Source organism: Actinocorallia longicatena, assembly GCF_039534125.1.
In the GTDB taxonomy this organism is placed as follows: domain Bacteria; phylum Actinomycetota; class Actinomycetes; order Streptosporangiales; family Streptosporangiaceae; genus Actinocorallia; species Actinocorallia longicatena.
In genome coordinates this window covers 17,873-32,201 of sequence record NZ_BAAAUV010000003.1, presented here as the reverse complement: position 1 = coordinate 32,201, position 14,329 = coordinate 17,873, and the positions used below count along the sequence as shown (strand labels likewise).

At 70.6% G+C, this 14,329-nt stretch carries 13 protein-coding genes; 8 read left to right on the top strand and 5 right to left on the bottom strand.

Annotated elements, in window-relative coordinates; all coding sequences use genetic code 11:
* Positions 1–5 precede the first annotated feature (5 nt).
* Positions 6–899 (bottom strand): LLM class flavin-dependent oxidoreductase, encoded by an 894-nt coding sequence (locus ABD785_RS05795; RefSeq protein WP_344822958.1) that lies wholly within the window; start codon positions 897–899, stop codon positions 6–8.
* 60 nt (positions 900–959) lie between these two features.
* Here ABD785_RS05795 and ABD785_RS05790 point away from each other — a divergent pair, with 60 nt between their 5' ends.
* The 3 genes from ABD785_RS05790 to ABD785_RS05780 all read left to right on the top strand — a co-directional run bounded on the left by ABD785_RS05790 (position 960) and on the right by ABD785_RS05780 (position 3,204).
* A complete protein-coding gene (locus ABD785_RS05790; RefSeq protein WP_344822956.1) occupies positions 960–1,370 on the top strand; it encodes a MarR family winged helix-turn-helix transcriptional regulator in 411 nt (136 codons plus the stop codon).
* A gap of 157 nt (positions 1,371–1,527) precedes the next feature.
* Complete coding sequence (locus ABD785_RS05785; RefSeq protein WP_344822954.1) at positions 1,528–2,016, top strand: DUF2617 family protein; 489 nt, start codon at positions 1,528–1,530, stop codon at positions 2,014–2,016.
* A gap of 45 nt (positions 2,017–2,061) precedes the next feature.
* A complete protein-coding gene (locus tag ABD785_RS05780) occupies positions 2,062–3,204 on the top strand; it encodes an acyl-CoA dehydrogenase family protein (RefSeq protein WP_344822952.1) in 1,143 nt (380 codons plus the stop codon).
* Between the two features lie 83 nt (positions 3,205–3,287).
* On the opposite strand, the gene ABD785_RS05775 is transcribed toward ABD785_RS05780, so the two are convergent.
* Positions 3,288–3,947, bottom strand: a complete 660-nt coding sequence (locus ABD785_RS05775) for a hypothetical protein (protein WP_344822950.1) — start codon at positions 3,945–3,947, stop codon at positions 3,288–3,290.
* A 266-nt stretch (positions 3,948–4,213) separates the two neighbouring features.
* Between ABD785_RS05775 and ABD785_RS05770 the strand changes: the two genes are divergently transcribed.
* From ABD785_RS05770 to ABD785_RS05750, 5 genes are all read left to right on the top strand, one after another.
* Complete coding sequence (locus tag ABD785_RS05770; protein WP_425547739.1) at positions 4,214–4,456, top strand: DUF397 domain-containing protein; 243 nt, start codon at positions 4,214–4,216, stop codon at positions 4,454–4,456.
* A 22-nt stretch (positions 4,457–4,478) separates the two neighbouring features.
* Positions 4,479–5,387, top strand: a complete 909-nt coding sequence (locus ABD785_RS05765; RefSeq protein WP_344822948.1) for a helix-turn-helix domain-containing protein — start codon at positions 4,479–4,481, stop codon at positions 5,385–5,387.
* A gap of 167 nt (positions 5,388–5,554) precedes the next feature.
* The gene (gene fxsA, locus ABD785_RS05760) at positions 5,555–5,719 is read left to right on the top strand and encodes an FxSxx-COOH cyclophane-containing RiPP peptide (RefSeq protein ID WP_344822946.1); all 165 of its coding nucleotides are present in this window, start codon (positions 5,555–5,557) and stop codon (positions 5,717–5,719) included.
* 75 nt (positions 5,720–5,794) lie between these two features.
* On the top strand, positions 5,795–9,508 hold the full coding sequence (fxsT, locus tag ABD785_RS05755; RefSeq protein WP_344822944.1) for an FxSxx-COOH system tetratricopeptide repeat protein: 3,714 nt from the start codon (positions 5,795–5,797) through the stop codon (positions 9,506–9,508).
* Positions 9,509–9,520: 12 nt separating this feature from the next.
* A complete protein-coding gene (locus ABD785_RS05750) occupies positions 9,521–10,423 on the top strand; it encodes a hypothetical protein (RefSeq protein WP_344822942.1) in 903 nt (300 codons plus the stop codon).
* Here ABD785_RS05750 and ABD785_RS05745 read toward each other — a convergent pair.
* The 3 genes from ABD785_RS05745 to ABD785_RS05735 are packed head-to-tail and all read right to left on the bottom strand — an operon-like array spanning position 10,353 to position 14,234.
* Positions 10,353–12,542, bottom strand: coding sequence for a hypothetical protein (locus ABD785_RS05745; protein WP_344822940.1), 2,190 nt, complete (start codon positions 12,540–12,542; stop codon positions 10,353–10,355). The genes ABD785_RS05750 and ABD785_RS05745 overlap by 71 nt on opposite strands.
* Before the next feature lie 2 nt (positions 12,543–12,544).
* A complete protein-coding gene (locus tag ABD785_RS05740; protein ID WP_344822938.1) occupies positions 12,545–13,453 on the bottom strand; it encodes a hypothetical protein in 909 nt (302 codons plus the stop codon).
* Positions 13,425–14,234 (bottom strand): hypothetical protein, encoded by an 810-nt coding sequence (locus ABD785_RS05735; RefSeq protein ID WP_344822936.1) that lies wholly within the window; start codon positions 14,232–14,234, stop codon positions 13,425–13,427. Before ABD785_RS05735 ends, ABD785_RS05740 begins: the two co-directional genes overlap by 29 nt.
* Positions 14,235–14,329 lie beyond the last annotated feature (95 nt).

Sequence of the window (14,329 nt, the reverse complement as noted above, 5' to 3'; positions counted from 1 at the left end):
CAGGCTCAGGCGTGGGCGATGATCTCCTCGACCAGCCAGGCCGCCGGGCGTTCCGGGTAGGGGCGCGGCAGGGAGAGGACGATGTGCGTCAGGCCGGCCGAGGCGAGGTCGCGGACCTGGCGGACGGTCGCGGACGGGTCGGCGTAGTCGACGATGAGCTGGACGGACCGGGTGATCGAGGCCGGGTCGCGGGAGAGGTCGGCGCAGTGCGCGTCGAGGATCTTCATGCGCTCCTCGATGTAGTCCAGGGAGTTGTGCGGCGGGCCCGGGATGTTCCACATGTCCGCGTGCTCGGCGACGAGGCGCAGCATGCGCGGACCCCAGCCGCCGAGCAGCAGCGGCGGCCCGCCGGGACGGACCGGCCCGGGCGAGTTCACGCAGCCGCGCAGGGTGGTGTGCGGGCCGTCGAAGTCGAACTCCCGCCCCGACCACATGTGGCGCAGGATCGCGATCGTCTCGGCGAGGCGGGAGAGTCCCTCGGCCGGGCCCGGCAGCGGCAGGCCGTAGGCGGCGTACTCGGCGATCGCCGGGTTGGCGCCGGGCATGCCGCCGGCACCGGGCGGCTGGCGGGTGCCGCCGACCCCGAGTCCCATGATGAGACGTCCCTCGGACAGGACGTCGACGGTCGTCGCGATCTTCCCGAGGACGGCCGGTTCCCGCAGGCGGTTGCTGGTGACCAGCAGGCCGAGGCCGACGCGTTCGGTCCGGGCGGCGAGGGCGCTGAGCAGCGTCCAGCCCTCGTAGACGGGGCCGGTGCCCGGGCCCGCGACGGGCAGGAGGTGGTCCCAGAGCCAGGCGTCGGCGATCTCGGGGTGGGCGTCGGCGTCCTCCCAGGCGCGCAGGATGTCGCGGTGGTGGACGTGCATGGGCGTGGTCTTCATGCCGAAGGTCAGCGTCATATGTGCAGACTAGCTGATCGTCAGCAGTGCTGACGATCAGTCTGCGGCTATATTCGAGCTGTGGAAGTGCTGACCTCGCGTCTCGGATACCTGCTGAAACACGCCCAGCTGCGGCTGGGCGCGCTCGTCGAGGCCGCGACCGAGCCGCACGGGCTCGGCGGCCGTGAACTCGCCGTCCTCGCGGTCCTCGCCGAGGGGCGGCCCCTCTCCCAGCTGGAAGCGGCCGAACGCCTCGGCGTCGACCGCACGACCATGGTCGCCCTCCTCGACGCCCTCGAGGCGAAGGGCGTGGTCGAGCGCCGCCGCAGCCCCGAGGACCGCCGCCGGAACATCGTGGAGCTGACGCCCGGCGGCCGCGACCGCTTCCACTCGGCGGAGACCGCCCGCGCCGCCGCCGAACGCGAGTTCCTCGCCGCCCTCACCCCGGCCGAGTCCACCGAACTCCTCCGCCTGCTTCGCCTCACCCTGTGAACGGGCCGAGCGGCAGGCGTTCCGTCACCACGGGGTGATATCGGTGGCCCGATTATCGTCAATGTTCCTTCCTAAACGGGTCGTGACCATCCCCGGCGATGTCCTTACAATGCAGGCCAACGCCCTCGATTTCCCCCGGCCCGTTTGGAAGGTTCCGATGCTGGAGCTGGCACGCCCCCATGCCGACGTCCGCGCCGACGCACTCGCCTTCACCCTCGACGAACCGGGCCGGGAACCCCAGGCCCAGCGCGTCCGCCGGGTCGCGGGCATGGAGGTCGACCTCCGGCTGCTCGGATCGGGCCACCAGGTCCTCGCCGGGACGGTCGTCGAGACCGTCGCCCAGCTCGACGATCTCGACGGCCCGCTGCCCTACCAGCTCCGGCGCGAGGTCAGCGGCTGGTCCTACGGCTTCACCGCCGACGTCTACCGCCGCGACTACGCCGACTTCACCCGCGCCGTCGACTTCCTGCGCCGCTACCTGTCCGGCCGCGACGACACCCTCGCGGCGGGCTTTCCCGGCCAGCCGGACGCCCTGTCCGGGGTGATGATCCGCCAGGTCAGGCGGGGTCTGGAGTGGCGCGCGTGGCACACCTTCCCGGTCACGAGGCAGATCGTCAGTACCCGCTCCAGGATGCTGATCGGGTAGTGCTATTCTGCGCCTGTCAGTAGTCACTTACTTCTGGGAGCAGGCGTGGCGCGCGAGATCTTCAACGAAGAGCACGAGGCCTTCCGCGACATGGTGCGGTCTTTCATCGCGAAGGAGATCACACCGTTCCACGAGCAGTGGGAGAAGGACGGCGTCGTCTCCCGCGACGTCTGGACGGCCGCGGGCCGCGCCGGGCTGCTCGGCATCAACCTGCCCGAGGAGTACGGGGGCGGGGGCAACGACGACTACCGCTACTACGTCATCTTCAACGAGGAGCTGGCGAGGGCCGGAGTCCACGGCCCCGGCTTCTCGGTGCACAACGACATCAACGGCGGCTACCTCAAGCAGCTCTGCAACGAGGAGCAGCGGCAGCGCTGGTTCCCCGGCTACTGCTCCGGCGAGCTGATCACCGGCATCGCGATGACCGAGCCCGCCGCCGGCTCCGACCTCCAGGGCATCAAGACCACCGCGATCAAGGACGGCGACCACTACGTCCTGAACGGGTCCAAGACCTTCATCTCCAACGGCATCCTCGCCGACATGGTGATCGTCGTCGCGAAGACCGACCCGGCGGCGGGCGCCCGCGGCGTGTCCCTGCTGGCCGTCGAGCGCGGCATGGCGGGCTTCGAGCGCGGCCGCAACCTCGACAAGGTCGGCATGCACGCCCAGGACACCGCCGAGCTGTTCTTCGACAACGTCCGCGTCCCGGCCGCGAACCTCCTCGGCGAGGAGGGCCAGGGCTTCATCTACCTGATGACCAACCTGGCCCGCGAGCGCCTGTGCATCGGCGCGACGGCCCTCGCCGGCGCCGAGACGGCCTTCGAGCAGACCCTCGAGTACTGCAAGTCCCGCACCGCCTTCGGCCGTCCCATCGGCAAGTTCCAGAACAGCCGCTTCAAGCTCGCCGAGATGAAGACCGAGATCACGGTCGCCCGCGCCTTCACCGACCAGTGCATCCTCGAGGACAACGCCGGCACCCTCACTCCGGAAGCCGCCGCCATGCTCAAGTGGTGGAACACCGAGATGCTCAAGTCCGTGGTCGACCGCTGCGTCCAGCTCTACGGCGGCTACGGCTACATGACCGAATACCCCATCGCCAAGGCCTACCAGGACGCCCGCATCCAAACCATCTTCGGCGGCACCACCGAAATCATGAAGGAGATCATCGGCCGCAGCCTGGGCGTCTAACCTGCTGTTACATCGGAAAGAGAGCACGCCGCTCATTGTGGCTACTTTGCGCTCACTAACATTTTCATGACTTCGTTTGTCCGCTATCCGGCGGGGATGTGGAGGTGGGCGCGGGTGCGGGTTTCCTTGGTCTTGACGGAGATCGGCTGGTAGTCGGCGGGGGCGGGGAGTCCGCCGTGGCTGAGGGCGTCGCCGTAGAAGCGCTCGGAGATGATCATGCCGAAGGAGGCGCCGGAGTCCTTGACCGCCTTCTTGAAGGCGCGGGCGTCGAGGAGGCGGAAGAGGTGGACGAGGGCCTGGCCGGTGACACCGTAGGCGTCGCGGTTGATCAGGCCGCTGTGGGCCGCGAGGCGGAGCTGGAGCCGCATGTGGTCGGGGGCCCGCCTGTTGTAGTCGCGTAGCGCGTCGGCCAGGTTCCGCGCGAGCGGGTCGAGGAGGCGCTCCGTCGGTGTCTCCGGAGGCGCGATGACCAGGGCGCCGTCGCCCCGGTCCTCGCGATGGCAGTCCTGCCAGGGCAGGCGGGCGTGGCCGCAGGCGTCGCGAAGCCGGTCGTACATCTCCTGGCGCAGGCGGAGCTGGGCGGTGTCGTCCCGGCGCGGATCACCGAAGGCGCAGATGTCGACCGCGAGCATGGTGGTGTGGATGCGCGGGCGCAGCCCGTGGGCGGGACCGTCCGCCGAGCCGGCCGGCAGGAAGGGGCGGACGGTCTGCGGGGACGGGTGCGGCCGGTGCCGGTGGGGCACCGGCCGGTTCCGGTGGGTCCGAAGGCCGCTCGAGCTCGGTGGCGGATCGGCCGGTCGGAGAGCCATCCAGATCACCCGTCTCTCAACTCATCGCTGAAAGCATGGTCCCGCAGATGCATATGCATAAGCAAGTGCATCAGCACAGGATTTGCAGGGCGATGCATATGCAGTGTGTAGGGTGTGTTGGTGGCGTCGCAGGGTGAGACGATCTTGGTCTCGTCCCGGTCGGGGCAGGGTGCGACGGCGGGTGCGGAAGGGTTGCCGGTGTGGGTGAGAGCGTGATGATCCACCATGGAGCGGAGGAGTGCTGGCGGAAGAGCAGTGCCAGCAATCCGGCCGGGAACTGCGTGGAGATCCGTCGCCTGAGGAGCGGATCGGTCGCGGTCCGGAACTCGCGTCACCCCGACGGCGCCGCACTGGTCTACGCCTCGGCCGACATGGCCCTGTTCCTGCGCCGGCTCAAGGCCCGTCCCGGCCCGGACGGCCGACGTCCGCCGACCGCGTCATAGCCGCGAGGCGAAGGAGCCCCCAGTGACCGGACCCGAGAGCGGAGACCCCCGGATTCTGCCCTTCCAGGCATCCGGCGGTCCGACCGTGCTGCGCATCATCGTCGGCGCCCAGCTGCGCCGGCTTCGCGAGGCGAGGGGGCTGTCGGCCGAGGAGGCGGGCGACGGGATCCGGGCGAGCCAGTCCAAGATCAGCCGCATCGAGACCGGGCGCATCGGTTTCAAGGAGCGCGACGTGGACGACCTGCTCACCCTGTACGGACTGCACGACGAGGACGAGCGCGAGGCCCTGCTCGTCCTCGCCCGCCAGGCGAACGTGCCCGGATGGTGGCACCGGTACGGCGACGTCCTGCCGAACTGGTTCGAGATCTACATCGGCCTGGAAGAGGTCGCCACCACGATCCAGGGCTACGACGTGCAGTTCATCCCCGGCCTTCTGCAGACCGAGGACTATGCGAGAGCCGTGGTCTCCCTCTGGTACGCCGACGCCCCCGAGGACGAGCTGAACCGGCGAACGAAACTCCGGATGCGCCGGCAGCGGTTGCTGACCCGGCCGCACGGCCTCGACCTGCACTTCGTGATCGACGAGGCCGCGCTCCGGCGTCCGCTCGGCGGCCATCAGGTCATGCGCGCCCAGATACGGCGCCTCATCGAGATGGCGAACCTGCCGAACCTCACCCTGCAGGTCGTCCCGTTCGAGGCCGCCCGGCAGGCCGCGGCCGGATGCGCGTTCTCCATCCTGCATTTCGTGCAGGACGGCATGACCGACCTGGTCTACCTCGAACAGATCACGAGCGCCCTCTACCTGGAGAAGCCCGCCGACGTCGCCGAGCACCGGCGCATCATGGACGGGCTGTCCGCCGCGGCCCTGGATCCCGCGGCGAGCGTCCAGGCCCTGCAAGCCGTCCACGACGAACTGGGCCGCGACTCCTGACGGCCGAGCCGCCCGCCCATCCGAAGTCGCAGCCATTGTCCGTTCCATCCAGTCGGCGGGAAAGGCGCGGTTCGTGTTCCGCGATCGGTGTGAGAGGACCCTTCGGGAGATGGCGGCGCCGGGCGGGGCGCACCGCTATGATCGGAGATCATGAAAGGGGGGCGAGCGTGGCTGATGAGGACTACGTGTCCGAGCTATTGGACCTGACCGAAATATCTTTCGAGGACCTGGCGGCGCTTCCCGATTCGGTGGTCTCTCGTGCGCTGAGACGGGTCAAGCTGGAGTGCCTCTCCGAAACCGAACCCTTCTCCGGCTTCGAGTCCTATATTTGAGTCGTCCGGCACGGCCCGGCAGGGCCCGTCCTGGCTATACTAATTTCTCCCCCGACGCCCTGGCGGAGACCGGTAGTGAGCCTTGATGAGCGCCAACGTTCTACCAGCGTCCTGACCTTCTATTCCCACTCCGGCGTCCCCGGCCGCGCAATGGCCGTGGCGAACATCGCGCTTCTGCTGGGCGCGGCCGGACACCGGGTTCTCGTCGTCCGGCTCGACCCGTCCGCACAGGATCTGCGGGCGCTTCTGGCGCCGCTGTTCGCGCGGCCCGTCCGGCGCGGCGGGGCGGACCTGCCGCTCGACTTCGCGACGGCCGGTGCCCTGCCCGCGCTCGGTGACCTCGTCGTGCCGATCCTGACGGGGGCCGACGGCACGGTCGACCTCCTGGAGGCCGCGGGGGCAGCGGGGGCCGAAGAACCCGGAAGCGCGCCGCCGCGGATCGACCATTCGGCCTTCATCCGCGCGCTCCGGAAGTCTTTCCTGTCCTCCGGTTACGACTATGTGGTGGTCGACGCTCCACCGGGATCGTCCGAATTGGTCTCGGCGATTCTCGCGGACCTCATCGACATTCTGGTCCTGCTGTATCCACTGGATTCCCGGACCATACAGCGGATCGAACGCGTCGCTTATCATCTGCGCAACACCGCGGCGCGCGACATCCGTTTCCTGCCCGTCGCCGCACCGGCTCAGGAACATCGGAAGCAGACGGAGCAGGCGAATCTCCAGCTCGCGAGGCGGCGTTTCTCCTGGGCGCTCGAAGACGTCGCGGAAACGGACGAAGAGGACTACTGGCAAAAGGCGATCCTGCCCCCTCACGCCGAGCATCCGGACGACACGACCCTGGCCGTCCTGCTCGACCCGCCCGGGGCCGGGACCGTCTCCTGCTACCGGCGGCTGACCGAGCTCGTCCTCCGGGCCCCCCTCACGGGGGAGTTCGGCGAGTCCCTGCGCGACCGGTACAAGATCGCCCTCGGCCTGGGGGACCAGCCCGAGCCCGACCGGACCTTCGGGCTCGTCTACGCGCCGATCGACCGGGTGTGGGCCGACTGGGTCGCCGCCGAGCTCGTGCGCATGGGCCTGCGGGTCCGGCTGCCGGCGAACGGGCGCTTCGGCCCGGACGACGTCCTCGTGGTGATCGGCTCGGCCGATCCCTCCCCGCCGCTCCTCGGCGCCGCCCCGTCGGGCGGGTCCGTGTTTCCACCGCTCGTGCTGGGGGTGAAGGTCGGGAACGGAGCCTCCTTCGGCCCCTCGGAACCCGACCTGCTGGTCGACCTGCGCGGCCTCGGCGAGGCCGACGCCTCGGCCCGGCTGCGGGAGCGGATCCTCGGTGCCCCCGGGGGCGAGCCCCCCGCCGAGCAGCCCGGCGGGCCGAGCGTGCGGTTCCCCCGGCGCAGGCCCGCGCTGCTCCGGATCCCGCCGCGGGACCCGGCGTTCGTCGGACGCGACGTCGACCTCGAACGGCTGCGCGACGGGCTCCGCCGGACGCCCGCCCCGGACTCCCCGCCCCGGCCGTACGTGCTGAGCGGGGATCCCGGCTCGGGCAAGAGCGAGATCGCCCTCGAGTACGCCCACCGGTTCGCCTCGGACTACGACGTCGTGTGGTGGATCCCCGCCGAGAGCCACGACCGGACCCGCGGCGCGCTGGTCGAGCTGGCCCGGCTGCTCGGCGGGGCCGCGGCGGCCGATCCCGTGGCGTTCCTCCAGGAGCAGCTCAACGAGGGGGTCCGCTACACGAGCTGGCTGCTCGTCTACGACAACGTCGACGACGGGCCGTCCTCCATCGATCTGCTGCGGCCGCAGAGCACGGCTTCGGGGCACGTCATCATCACCACCCGGGCGGCGGGGCCGGGCGGGGCCACCGTCGGCCGGTTCCCGCGCCCGGACTCGATCATGCTGATCCGCCAGTTCCTCGACACGCTGCCGATCCCCGGCGAGGACGAGCTGCTGGACCTGCTCGACGACGTCCCCCTGGCCGTCCGGCTCGCCCTGGCGTGCATCAAGGAGCGGATCCGTTTCCTCCAGGAGATGGGCGAGTGGCGGGGAAGGGCGCGGAGCAACGCCCTGCACCAGTACCTCGCCGACTACCGGCGGAACAGGGAGAGCTCCGGCGACCCCGTGACGACCGCCGTCCGGCTCACCCTGGAACAGCTCACGATCAAGACGCTCGGACCGGCGATCCGGCGTCTGCTGGACGTGGCCGCCCATCTGTCACCCGAGGGGATCTCGCCGCGGCTGCTGTACTCGCGGAACCTCGTCGCGCTGATCGCCGAGGAGGACTCCGATCTCGAGGACGTTCTCCGGCTCGACCAGGTCCTCCACATCGTCGCCCGGCTGGAGCTGGCCGCCTACAACCAGGCGCCCGGCGGGATGCTCCGCATGCACCGGCTGGTCCAGGACGTCCTGCGGACCGAGGAGGCGCGTCCCGGGGTCCAGGCGGTCCTGGCCGCCTACGCTCCGGTGGACGAGCAGATGAGCGACGCCGACCGGCGGGACCGCTACACCGAGCTCCAGCGGCATCTCGGGCCGGCCGGCGCGGCCGAGGGGACGACCGATGAGGTGCGGCGCTGGCTCTGCGGCCAGGTCGACCACCTGTGGCGCTCGGGAGATCTCCACAACTGGCGGATCGGCCGCGCGCTCGCCTCGGACCTGCGCGCCCGCTGGCTGGAGCTGTTCGCCCAGGACGACCCCGTGCTCATGCGGCTGAACGGAGGACTCGCCAACCTGCATCGCGCCCTGGGCGAGCACGCGGAGTCCCGGCGCCTGAACGGCGAGACCCTGCAGCTCCAGCGCCGGGCGCTGCTCCAGTTCCATCCGCGCACCCTCATCACGGCCAACAGCCTCGCCGCCGACCTGCGGATGCTCGGCGAGTTCGAGGACGCCCGCGCCGAGGACTACTCCACCTACGAGGGCTGCCTGCTCACGTTCGGCATCGACCATCCGGTGACCCAGAGCTCCGCGAACAATCTGGTGATCTCCCTGATCCTGGCCGGCGACCTCAACGAGGCGCTGCGCAGGGAGCTGCAGAACCACTCCCGGAGGGAACGGCTGCTCGGGTCCTCGGCCATCGCCACATGCCGGTCGTCGCGAAGGCTCGGCGACATCTACCGGTATCTGGGCAAGATGGATGAGTCGCTGCGCTGGCTGGCCGAGGCGTCCTCGGCGCTGCGCTCGCGTGGCGAGAGCGACCATGTGGAGTCCATGCGCACCGACCGGAGCCTCGCGATGACCTACCGGATGACCGGCGAGCACCAGGAGGACCGGGGCTTCCTCCACCAGGCGGCGGAGCTGAGCCGCATCACGCTGTCCCGGCTGGAGCGCGCCTACGGCGGCGACCATGTCGGGACCCTCGCCTGCCGGCTCGGGCACGCGGGAGACCTGCGGCTCCAGGGCGATCACCACCGATCACTGGAACACGCGGAGATCGCCTACGAGGGCTACCGCCGCCTCTACTCCGCCGAGCATCCGTTCACTTTGATCTGCCGCACCGATCTCGCCCTGTACCTGCTGACGTCGGAGCGTCCGGATGAGGCGGGCGAGCACGCGGAGGCCGCCTACGAAGGCTTGCGGTCCCGGCTGGCCGACGACCATCCGATGGCGCTCGCCGCGGCGTTGAACCACGCGTTGTGCCTGTCCCGCGACGGCGAGGACGGACCCGCCGCGGACCTGGCCCGGCTGGCTCTCAGGGGGCTGGGAGAGACGCTGGGACCCGACCATCCCCACACGCGGATCGCCGCCGAGGCCGCGGACGGCCGCCACCGGGGCATCGATGTGGAACAGCCGGTCTACTAGGAGGCGCAGTCCGTGACGCGAGTCGTCAAGACCCCATCCCTGTCCCGGGCGAACGGGCCGCTCGTCGAACGGGCGCACGAGGCGTTCGAGCGTTCCGGCGGGCTGCGCTATCTCGGCCACTTCACCCTCGGGGTCTTCGACTTCGCCGTGCACGACGACATGGACGCCACGACGGCCGAGAGCCTCCACCGCCTCGGACGCTATCTCGACCAGGCGACGTCCTCCCTCGGCGAGCCGCTGGAGAGCCTCGCGTCGGGTCAGCTGATCCGCGCCGTGTTCGAGACGGAGAGCGGCGCCGCCCTCTACTTCACGACCAGGGACCGGGAGTACCTCGTGGGCGTCGCCCGGGAGGGGATGGTGCGTGAGGCCGACCGTGCCGTCGCCGGGCTGGTCACCGAGATCCGGTCGCTGTACCGCAGGGGGAGCCAGAACCCCGGAGGCTGGGAGGCCCCCACCGACCGGTTGCCGGGCGGAGAGCTCGTCGCCGCGCCGGATCCGCTGCGCTCGGTGCACCTCGAGGGGACGCCCCCTCCACCGGACCTGGTGGTCTCTCAGCTCTCACCCGAGACCCTGCACTACGTCGGGATCGTGACGGACGGACGCATGTCCTGCTCCGCCGACGTCCTCGACGATCCCTCGCTGGTGCACTACTTCCGCGGGATCTCCGTCGCGGAGCGCAGGGAGCGGTACCGCACGATCCACCACCGGCTGGTGAACCCGTTGCGGGGGCTCGGCCAGAGGCTGCAGACCGCCGTCGGAGGCGAACTGCACCGCACGGTCCTGGACGTCGAGGAGGGGGCGCTCTACCAGATTCCGCTGCGTCCGGGTGCGTACCTTCTCGGGGTCACGCTTCACCAGAGCCAGGTGTACTTCGCCGACGCGCGGCTGGAAGGCCTGGCGGTTCAGCTGCGCTAGCGGCGTCGGAACCGGCGATCGCGCCCAGGACGAGCTGGCGGAGCTGGGCGGCGAAGACGTCCAGGGTGTCGCGGTGCCTGACCCGTTCCGCCGCGTTGGCCCCGGGGCCCGTCACGACCAGCTTGCTCAGCGGGATCGAGGTGTAGAGGTCGGCGAAGATCTTGCAGGTGGCGTCGAGCTGGTCGGTCTGCACCGCCGTGGGGGGCACGGACACGGCCGCGCACCACCGGGCGACGTTCTCGCGCAGCCAGACCAGCAGGACGCGGAGCACCGCCGCCGCGCCCAGCCCGGTGTACAGACCGGGGTCCTGGAAGGCCTGGCGCTGCGCCCGGCCGGACTCGTCCATGCTCAGCGCCCGCTGGACCATCTCCCGCTCGCTCTCCGGTCCGGTGAGCCCGGTCACCGCGGCCAGCACCCGGTCGAAGTGCTCGTCGAGGCCCGCCGGCAGGGGCTGCGGGCTCCGGCCGAAGTCGGGGGCGCCGACCAGCCCGCTGATCACGCTGCGCATCGCGAGGAACTGGGTGTCCATGCGCTGGGAGAGCTCGGCCACGAGCGCCTCGGTCTGCACCTTGGCCTGCACGCCGGCCTGCGGCCGGACCACGGCGTCGTGGATCTCCCGCATGAGGCGCCGTTCGCGCTCCTCCTCCAGCCCGCGGGTCATCCGCCGGACGAGCTCGATGAGCTCGGTCGCGAAGGTCGCCGGGTGGTAGAGCAGGGGGACGCTGTCGAAGGACGGGCCGAGGCCGGTCAGGTCGGGGGCGATCTCGCCGTTCACGACGAGCAGCACCCGCTGACCGGGGATCTTGTGAAGACCGGCCGCGCGGCTCTCCAGGGCAGCGGCCTCCGCGGACTGGAACACCGATCCTGACACGATGATCGCGCAGCCGGCCCCGTCGTCGCCGACCGCTATCCAGAAGTCGGCACGGGCGCCCTCGCGGTCGTCGACGTCGATCCCGGCCAGATACGGAGAGCCCTCGTCGTCGAGGATCCTGCTGATCTCGCCGTGCAGATCGGGGGCGATGCTGCCGGCCATCACCTGCTCGGCGGCCCGCCGGAGCCGTCGCGGGGTGACCTCGCCGGAAGCGGCCAGTTCGTAGGCCCGGTGGCAGAGGCGGATGATCCAGCGGGCGTTCCCCCCGGTCAGCCTGGCGATCTCGGGGACGAGCTCGACCGGGAAGCCGGTGCCCCCGGTGTGATCGTGGACGAGCTGCTCGACCTCGGGGCCGGCCAGCGGCTGGAGGGCCACCGTCGTGTCGATCCGCTGGCGGACGTCCTGGCCGAGGGAGCGCAGGAACTCACCCGTGCAGCACAGGACGAGGAAGACGTCGGGACCCGTGCACATGTCGAGCAGCCGCCGGAAGCCCGGCCTGACCCGCTGGGGCAGCGGATCGTCGAGGCCGTCGACCACGACCATGAGGCGGCGGCCCACCGTGCCGAACAGCTTGAGGAACGCGCCCATCGCGGTGAGGGCCAGGCCGTCGTCGCCGATCGAGGCGGTGACGCCCCGTTCGCGCAGCGGGGCGGTCGGGGGATTGCCCGACAGCCACTCCCAGACGGAGGAGCGCAGATCGGGGACCAGGAGGAGGGCGAAGGCCGCGCCGAGGGACTCGTCGCCGGTGAGCGCGTGCAGCCGCTGGCGCAGGGTCCGCCGCAGCCTGCCGGCCATCAGGCCGATCTCCTCGACGACCACCTGCGGATCGGCCGCACCCGAGCGCAGGCTCGCCACGAGCTCCGCGGTGAAGGGGGAGTCGCCGAGCTCCTCGGCGACCACTTCGGCGTAGTGGCGTGAGACGGCCGCGACGGCCTCGCCCAGATCGAGCTGCCGCACGAACCCGTGCCGGTAGAGGGCCAGGACGCCGTCGAGCAGGGCGTCCAGATAGACGAAGCGCACGTCGCCGTCCAGGCGGTGCAGCTCGGCCGCGAGGTGGGTCTTGCCGGAGCCGGGCCCGCCCACGACGGCGAGGATCCGCCCACCGGAACCGGCGCCGTTCACGAAGCCGGCCGCCTGGGTGAGCGTGAAACCGATCGCCTCGGTCAGGGTGGTCACCGCGGTCTGGCCGACACGGGCGGTACCGGAAAAGGGAAAGGGATTGGGTCCGGGTGCCGCCGCGCCGCTCATGGTCATATGTTCACCCCGCTTCGCGCATAGGCGCGCCCGATGTCTCCCATGTCGAGGGTACTCCGGCTTTCCGCGATGGCGATGTCATGTGCCATCCTCATCACCTTCAGGAACTGCCCGATCGAAAGGCCGCTTCCGGTCGAGGAGCGATCCCTCACATAGGTGTCGACGTGTTCCTTGCACGATTCCCATTCGCGCAGAAGGTCATCCCGGCCGGCGACGCGTGCGCAGATGAAGGCCCAGCCGTCGTCCTCGTCCAGCGTTCCGACCGACAGGGAGATCACCGCCCGCTCGCGGCCGGGCCTCAGCACGCAGTCCGCTGCGGGATCGCCCACGGTGGCCTCGGTGATGAACATCAGCCCGGGAACGGCGAAGCGCAGATAGCACTCGGTCTCGCCCTTGACCTCGATCCGCGGCAGCACGACGACCAGCAGCGGTGGCGGCTCGCCGTGCGGGCTGAGCAGCAGGACGAGCCTCCGGTAGGCGCGTTCGGGATCCCTGGTGTCGGGGTTCACGAGCGAGGCCAGCTCCGTCTGCTCGGCCGGGGTGAGGCGTTCCACGAGCTCGTCCACGACCGCCTCGAACAGGCGGAGATTGCGGTCGCCGAAGGACTCCTCCGCGGTGCCCTCCAGGGGCGTCAGGTCGATCTTGGTGACCCGCATCAGGTTCGCGGGAGCGGTCGTCTCCACCCAGTGCGCGCAGCGCAGGGCCAGGCTGGTCTTGCCGCACAGATCCCCGCCCGTGATCTGGACGACGTGGCCCTTGGCCATGGCTCTCGCGTCCGCGGCCAGCAGTGGCCCGGCCTGCCGGCAGAAATCCTGGTAGGCCTCGCCCGACCGGTCCACGGGAGCGTAGACGTGGTGCAGGGGGTCGAGCGGTTCGTCATGCGGGGTGAACAGTTCCAGAGCCACTCGCCTCTCCTGTGCGGACACTGGGCGGACTGGTGAACAGCATGCGCGGCAGGGAACGCACCGGACGTTCCAGAGCGATCGCCAGCCGCTCGACCCGCCTGCTGAAGTCCCCGATGGCCTCGCGCGTCTCCGTCAGGCGGTCCCCGCCGCCGCCCCTCGCAGGATCTTCCCACCCGGTGGCCAGGCTGTACCCGAAACTTCCGGAAATCAGGTCTTCCGCGAGCGGGGCGGGCCATCTCCACCGCCTCCGCCGCTCCCTGGCGAGGTTGAGCTGTGCGAGGAGCTGGTCGCGCGCCGCGTCGAGGGGGCCGGTCTCCGGGCGGTGCGTCCGTTTCCCGCGCTCGTCCAGGTAGCCGGCGGCCGCCTTGCGGAACGCGGCCGACGCGGCGCGGAGCTGGGCGGCCTCGGCCCGCCCCCGGTCGCGCATCCGGGGAAGCTCGGCGGCGAGATAGCCCAGCAGCGCCGGGATGAGGAACGCCACCAGCGGCGGGAGCGCGTCGCCCGATGGTTTCGGGGCGATCGCCGCGCAGGCCCGCTCGAAGTCCTCGTCGTGTTCCTCGCGCCACCGCTCGAGGCTGACGAGGGTGCCGTCGACCACGACGCTGTCCGCCGTGGAGGAGGACGCGAGGCCGAGGCCGACGGCGGTCTGGGCGAGCGCCGCCCGGTGCGATTTCACCAGGCAGTAGGCGACACCGCGATCGTCGCCCGCCTGGTCCGCGGAAACGGGCGGAGAAACAAGAAGAACCGCCCAGAAGGCGAACAATGGCACCAAATAGCGCATGACGACAATCCCTTCGGACGGGATCCACCAGCCGTTCGTATGACGCGAGAATCCCCCCAGAGGTTCCGCATCTCAGTGGTAGACAGGAGAGCGAC

Bases quoted from the DNA above. Each gene is read 5' to 3' on its own strand.
- ABD785_RS05795 (WP_344822958.1), bottom strand. From the start codon at position 899: ATGACGCTGACCTTCGGCATGAAGACCACGCCCATGCACGTCCACCAC.
- ABD785_RS05745 (WP_344822940.1), bottom strand. From the start codon at position 12,542: ATGAGCGGCGCGGCGGCACCCGGACCCAATCCCTTTCCCTTTTCCGGT.
- ABD785_RS05735 (WP_344822936.1), bottom strand. From the start codon at position 14,234: ATGCGCTATTTGGTGCCATTGTTCGCCTTCTGGGCGGTTCTTCTTGTT.
- ABD785_RS05785 (WP_344822954.1), top strand. From the start codon at position 1,528: ATGCTGGAGCTGGCACGCCCCCATGCCGACGTCCGCGCCGACGCACTC.